Below are 5105 nucleotides of genomic sequence, written 5' to 3'. Positions count from 1 at the left end.
CCGCAGGCCCCCGCCGCGGGTCGGTCACCCCCTCCGCCACGCCGTGCGGCCCCGTGACCGTCGGTGCTGCGGATGTCTTAGGTACTCGCACTCCTGCTGGTTCTGCGAGTACTGGCTCTGGTCCTGGTCCTAGGTCTGGTCTTGGTTCTGGTCCTGCTTCAGCTCCGCGTCATCGGTGCTCTCGGCGGATGCTTGGCCGGGTTGTCGGCCGGTACCCGTAGCCCAACCCGAAGGTCCGGTAGGGGGCTTCGTCGTCGATGTCTTCGCTCTGCAAGAAGTCCGTGTTCACCATGCGAACTATCGGACCACGCACCCGCCGGGACCCCTCCCCGCCAGTTGGTCGTACGCTGCCGTATCAGGCGTCACGTGTGTGCCTTGCCGAACGCGACCGCCTGTTCGAGACTGCCTGTTCGAAAGCGCCTGTTCGAAGCCGCCCGACCGAGAGAACGAGCAAGCCATGCAAATACGGGACTTCATCCCCCAAGTCCTGCCGCACAACCTGCCGAGCCTGGCCGGCGGGGTCCCGCCGGCGCCGGCCGGGACGATCTTCGTCAAGGCCGGACCCAGCGGCTTCGCGGTCCCGCCGCGCAAGTTCACGCTGCACTTCGGCCGGGCGGAGGCGGACGTGCACGTGGTGATCGGCGGCGACGACGAGTTCGTCAGCCGGCTGGCCGGGATCTTCACCTGCGACGGCGACGAGTGGTGGCTGCGCAACGAGGGCCGGCGCCCGATCCTGATGCCCGGCGCCGAGCCGGTGCTGCGGCACCACGAGGTCTCGGTCGGCCCCGGCTACACGCCGCTGACCATCGAGACCCCGAACCGGCGCACGCACCTGCTGGAGGTGCACATCGTCGGCAACGCCGGCCAGCGGCACCGGGACGTCGGCCAGTCCCGCACCCTGACCTCCGACGTCACCGACCTGTCGCCGGTGGAGCGGATGATGCTGATCGCGCTGGGCCAGCGCTACCTGCGCCGCGAGCCCTATCCGGCGCCGGTGACCTGGAAGCAGGCCGCCGACGACCTGAACGAGTCCCAGCCCAACCCGCTGCATCCCTGGACGGCCAAGGCCTGCGAGCGCCGCATCTCCGAACTGCGGGCCCGGCTGTCGATGGGCTCCGGCGCGATCCGCGGCATCGTCAAGGAGCCGGGCATGGTGGAGCCGCTGGGCAACACGCTGAACGACAACCTGATCCGGGCCCTGCTGCGCAACGCGACGCTGGTCCCGGAGGACTTGTACGTGCTCGGCGAGAGCCCCTGAGCTGAGCCCGGGTCGCAGTCCTATAGTCGCAGTCCTATAGTCCCAGTCCTATATGTGCGCGGCGAGCCCGCTCGCCTTCAGCCCGTCCACGACCTGCTTCACCTCGTGCGCCCGGTCGCGCGGGCAGACCAGCAGCGCGTCCTCGGTGTCCACGACCACGACATCGCGCAGCCCGACCACCGCGACGACCCGGCCGGTCGTGGAGACCACGACCGAGTCCTCCACGCCGCGCAGCGTCGGGACCGCGGCGTCGCTGAGGACCACGTTGCCGTCGGCGTCGCCGTCCAGCGACTCGCCGAGGGAGTGGAAGTCGCCGATGTCGCTCCACGGGAAGTCGGCCGGGACGGTGACCACCTTCCCGGCCGCCGCGGCGCCTTCCATGACGCCGTAGTCCACCGAGATCTTCTCCAGGCCGTCCCAGATCGCGCCGAAGACCGTCTCGTGGTCCGGGTCGTCCCAGGACTCGGCGATGGCCGCGATGCCCGCCCGCAGCGCTGGACGCTGCCGCTCCAACTCGGCCAGAAAGGCGCGGGCCTGGAAGACGAACATGCCGGCGTTCCACAAGTACTCGCCGGAAGCGAGGTAGTCGGCGGCCACCTCGGCCGACGGCTTCTCCCGGAACTCGGCGATCCGGTGCACCCCCGGCGCGGTCCGCTCCGCGAGATGCAGGTAGCCGAAGCCGGTCTCCGGCCGGATCGGCTGGATCCCGACGGTCACCAGCGCCCCGGTCCCGGCGGCGTCCGCGGCCAGCCGGATCAGCTCCTCGAACCGCTCCTGCCGGCCTATCAGGTGGTCCGCCGAGTACACGGCCACCACCGCCTCCGGGTCCCGGCGCGCGATCACCGCGGCGGCCAGCGCTATCGCCGCCAGCGAGTCCCGCGGCGCCGGCTCCACCAGGACGTTGTCCTCAGGGACCTGCGGCAGTTGCCGGGCCACGGCCGCGGCGTGCGCCACCCCGGTCACGACGTAGACCTGGTCCGGATCCGACAGCGCGGCCACCCGGGCGGCCGTGGCCTGCAACAGCGTCTGGTCGGTACCGCCGAGCCGGTGCAGGAACTTCGGGTTCGCGGCCCGGGAAAGCGGCCACAGCCGGGTTCCGCTGCCGCCGGCCAGGATCATCGAGTACACGCGGTGACACCTTCTCCAGGGTTGGCTGAGCTGACGACAGTGCGTGGCGGCCGGCCGGTAGATTTGCCCCGACGGAAGGAGCGGTCAGTGATCGAGTCGGGAGGCGACGCGTCCGGCCCAGCAGAGCCGGCCGCGGAACCGGCCGCCTGTCCCTCCCCCGAACCATTCCCCGATCCACCGGTCGCCGCACCCCTCATGACGCGCCGTCCTCGGTATCGCAGGATTTTGCGGCGCGCGGCCAAGGCCGTCGCCGTCGTGTTCGTGACACTGACGATGCTTTCGGTGCCTTACAACGCCTATACGTCGGGCGCCGTCGACCCGCCGCCGGGACTGACCTATGTCGACGCCGACGGTATCCGCACCCGGTATGAGGCCTGGGGCACCAGCGGTTCGCCGGTCGTGCTGGTCCACGGCGCCTTCGAGGACTCCGACACCTGGCAGTCCGTGGCCGCCGCGTTGGCGCCGGACCACCGCGTATACGCCCTGGATCTGATCGGTTCCGGCTACAGCCAACGCCTCTCGCCCTACACCCCGCAGCACATGGCCGCCCAACTCACCGGGCTGGTCGCCGCCCTGCACCTCGACCGCCCGGTCCTGGTCGCGCACTCCAGCGGCGCGGCCGTGGCCGCCGAAGCGGTGCTGGAATCGCCGAAGAGCTACAGCGGCCTGATGTTCCTGGACGGCGACGGCCTGCCGATCCCAGCCCCGGCGTCACCTGGGTCCTGGGCCCGCTGCGCACCTCGGTGCTGCGGCTGGTGCTGCGCTCGGACTGGGCGATCCGCACCATCTACGCCTCGGAGTGCGGGCCGAGTTGTCCGCGGCTGGACACCGCCGGGGTCGAGCGGTTCCGCCGGCCCTACCAGGTCGCCGGGGCCGAACAAGGGCTCTGGGACATGCTGGACAGTGTCGGCGGACCGGGTCTGCCCGCCTCACGGCTGGCCGGGCTGCGGCAGTTGTGCCTGCCCAAAGCGGTGACGTTCGGCGCCGAGGACTCGATGTTCGCCGCCGACGCCCCGGAGAGCGTCGCCGCCGCCATCGGGGCGCCGGCCCCGACCCGGATTCCCGGCGCCCACCACCTGTCGCTGGAGTCGCATCCGACGCAGGTCGCGGCGTCGGTGCGGGCTTTGGTGGCGCGCGCCGGGGTGGCCACGGCCGCAGGGTGCTGACCTCAGGCTGCTGACCTCAGGCTGCTGGTCTCAAGCTTCGAATACGTACCGGCCGTCGGCGTCGCGGCGTAGCTCGGTGGTGCCGGTGACCGCGTCGAGGTTCAGCGGCCCATAGATGTGCGGGAACGGCGCGTCGGCCCCGGGTACGGGGTCGTAGCGCAGCGGGGCGGTCAGCTTGTCGGGGTCGATGACCAGCACCAGCGGGTCCTCGGCGTCGGCGTAGAAGGCGTTCGCGACGCCGTCGACCTGGGCCGCCGTGGAGGCGTGGATGAAGCCCACCTGTTCCACGGTCCGACCACGGGTGGAGACGTGGTACTCCCCGGCCGCGACGGCGTCGGTCCAGTCAGACCGGAGGGCGATGTGGTAGATCGTCATGCTCCATTGTCACTGCGTGGCTTCCCGTTTCTCCGCCCCCGGACCGATCGCCCGAACTAGGCCCGCAGACCGATGCGTCCGACGGCCGGTGATCGCTAGCCTGATCAGCGTGAACGCTTCTCCGCACCGCTCGAACCAGCTCCGCATGCTGACCGCGCAGTCCCCGCCGGCCGGTCTGTTCGACGCGGTCACGTGGGCCGGCACGCTGGTGTTCGCCTGGCTGGTGTTCGACAGCATGCCGGAGGGCAGCCACCAGATGCTGGTCAGCTCGGCCATGGTGGACCTGCACGCCGGCGCGCGGTTCGAGCTGGCGCTGTTGTCGGTCGTCCCGGTCCTGGTGGGCCGGCGGCGGCCGGTGACGGCGCTGGTCGGGGTGTTGACCGGGGCGGCGTTCCTGACGGCGCTGGGCGAGGGCACGCAGATGTCCCTGATGGGCGCCGCCGTGCTGGTCGGCGTGATCGCGGCCGGTCGGCCGCGCTGGATCGCGGCGACGGCCGCGCTCGGCACGTTCACGACTTGGTCGCTGCTGGAAATGGCCAGCACGCCGGACGTCCCGGGCCCCTACGGCCAGCTCAGCCGGACGGTACTGGTCCTGGCCCTGGCGTTCATCGGCGGCGCGCTGGTGCGGGAGCGGCGCGAGAACCGCAGGGCCCTACGGGAGCAGATCGCGGTCGGCGCGATCACCGCCGAGCGGCTGCGGATCGCCCGGGAGCTGCACGACATGGTCGCGCACAGCATCGGCATCGTGGCGATCCAGGCCGGGGCGGCCAAGCGCTGCATCCAGACCCAGCCGGTGCTGGCCGCCGAGGCGCTGGACGTCATCGAGACCACCAGCCGCCAGACCCTGACCGGGCTGCGGCACATGCTGGTGGCGCTGCGCAGGGCGGACGGCGACGGGGACGACAACGCGCCGATGCCCGGCCTGGACGACCTCCCGGCGCTGGCCGACAACGCCGCGAAGGCCGGGGTCGCGGTGCGGCTGCGGTTCGACGGCGAGCGCCGGGCGCTGCCGGCGGAGGTGGATCTGTCGGCGTACCGGATCGTGCAGGAGTCGGTGACGAACGTGGTGCGGCACGCCGGGGTGCCGCAGTGCCGGGTCGCGATCGGCTTCGGCCCGCGGGAGGTGGTGATCGAGGTCGTGGACGACGGCCGGGGCCTGCTCGCCGATCCGTTGCGGC

5 protein-coding genes and 1 pseudogene are annotated in these 5105 nt (G+C 71.7%); 4 read left to right on the top strand and 2 right to left on the bottom strand.

Annotation, left to right across the window (positions count from 1 at the left end):
- Positions 1-457: 457 nt before the first annotated feature.
- A complete protein-coding gene (locus IZR01_RS48025; protein WP_194899650.1) occupies positions 458-1258 on the top strand; it encodes an FHA domain-containing protein in 801 nt (266 codons plus the stop codon).
- Between the two features lie 48 nt (positions 1259-1306).
- Here IZR01_RS48025 and IZR01_RS48020 read toward each other — a convergent pair whose 3' ends face one another.
- Positions 1307-2377 (bottom strand): mannose-1-phosphate guanylyltransferase, encoded by a 1071-nt coding sequence (locus IZR01_RS48020; RefSeq protein ID WP_194899655.1) that lies wholly within the window; start codon positions 2375-2377, stop codon positions 1307-1309.
- A 204-nt stretch (positions 2378-2581) separates the two neighbouring features.
- Here IZR01_RS48020 and IZR01_RS51840 point away from each other — a divergent pair.
- Together IZR01_RS51840 and IZR01_RS51835 are read left to right on the top strand one after the other, a co-directional pair.
- Positions 2582-3070, top strand: a pseudogene (locus IZR01_RS51840) (alpha/beta fold hydrolase); the annotation flags it as partial.
- Positions 3071-3129: 59 nt separating this feature from the next.
- Positions 3130-3552, top strand: coding sequence for an alpha/beta fold hydrolase (locus tag IZR01_RS51835; protein WP_228561393.1), 423 nt, complete (start codon positions 3130-3132; stop codon positions 3550-3552).
- 30 nt (positions 3553-3582) lie between these two features.
- Here IZR01_RS51835 and IZR01_RS48010 read toward each other — a convergent pair whose 3' ends face one another.
- Positions 3583-3927 carry a DUF952 domain-containing protein gene (locus tag IZR01_RS48010; protein ID WP_194899652.1) on the bottom strand — a complete coding sequence of 115 codons (345 nt, stop codon included), beginning with the start codon at positions 3925-3927 and terminating at the stop codon, positions 3583-3585.
- Between the two features lie 109 nt (positions 3928-4036).
- Here IZR01_RS48010 and IZR01_RS53920 point away from each other — a divergent pair.
- A partial coding sequence (locus IZR01_RS53920) for a sensor histidine kinase (protein ID WP_194927758.1) occupies positions 4037-5105 on the top strand: 1069 nt, incomplete at its 3' end.

The sequence above is a fragment of the Catenulispora pinisilvae genome (assembly GCF_015356865.1).
GTDB lineage: Bacteria > Actinomycetota > Actinomycetes > Streptomycetales > Catenulisporaceae > Catenulispora > Catenulispora pinisilvae.
Note: the sequence above shows the minus strand (reverse complement) of the source record. Positions and strands in the feature narration are given on the sequence as shown.